Origin of the sequence: Inquilinus limosus MP06 (genome assembly GCF_000767795.1) — a bacterium.
In the GTDB taxonomy this organism is placed as follows: Bacteria; Pseudomonadota; Alphaproteobacteria; order DSM-16000; family Inquilinaceae; genus Inquilinus; species Inquilinus limosus_E.
Genome location: NZ_JANX01001117.1, coordinates 1 through 698, shown reverse-complemented (window position 1 = coordinate 698; position 698 = coordinate 1). Strand labels below are relative to the sequence as shown.

1 protein-coding gene is annotated in these 698 nt (G+C 72.5%); it reads right to left on the bottom strand.

The features are described from left to right. Positions 1-528: efflux RND transporter permease subunit (locus tag P409_RS35545; protein ID WP_034849880.1), on the bottom strand; the 528-nt coding region annotated here is incomplete at its 3' end. Positions 529-698 lie beyond the last annotated feature (170 nt).

Genomic DNA, 698 nt, shown 5'->3' with positions numbered 1-698 from the left:
GACCTGGGCGATGCCCGGCACGCCCTGCATCGCCCGCACCACCGTGTCGTCGACGAACCAGGACAGCTGGTCGACGCTCATGCCCGGGATCGACGCGGCATAGGTCAGGATCGGCAGCCCGGCGACGTCGATGCGCTGGATCACCGGCTCCTCGATGCTCTGCGGCAGGGTGGAGCGGATCTTGGAGATGGCGTCGCGGACATCGTTCACCGCCCGGTCGGTCGGCGTGTCCAGCACGAACTCGATCATGGTGACGGCGGCGCCGTCGGACAGGGCGGAGGTGACGTGCTTGACCCCGGTCAGCCCGGCCACGGCGTCCTCGACCGGCCGGGCCACCTGGGTCTCCAGCTCGGTCGGCGCGGCGCCGGCCTGGGCGATGGTGACGGTCACCACCGGCACGTCGATGTTCGGCATCTGGGTGACGGGCAGCGACCGGAAGCTGACCAGGCCGATGACGATCAGCACCGCGAACATCACCAGCGGCGGGATCGGCTTGCGGATCGACCAGGCGGAGATGTTGAGGGCCATGGTCAGCCCGCCGTGTCGGCCGCGGCGACCGGCGGCTGCGCCGGGGCGATGCGGTCGCCGCTGCGCAGGAAGCTGCCGGCGCGCAGCACCACGGCCTCGCCCTCGGCCAGGCCGCGGCGGATCTCGACCCGGCCGTCGCCGACGAAGCCGGTCTCGACCGGCCGGCGGTC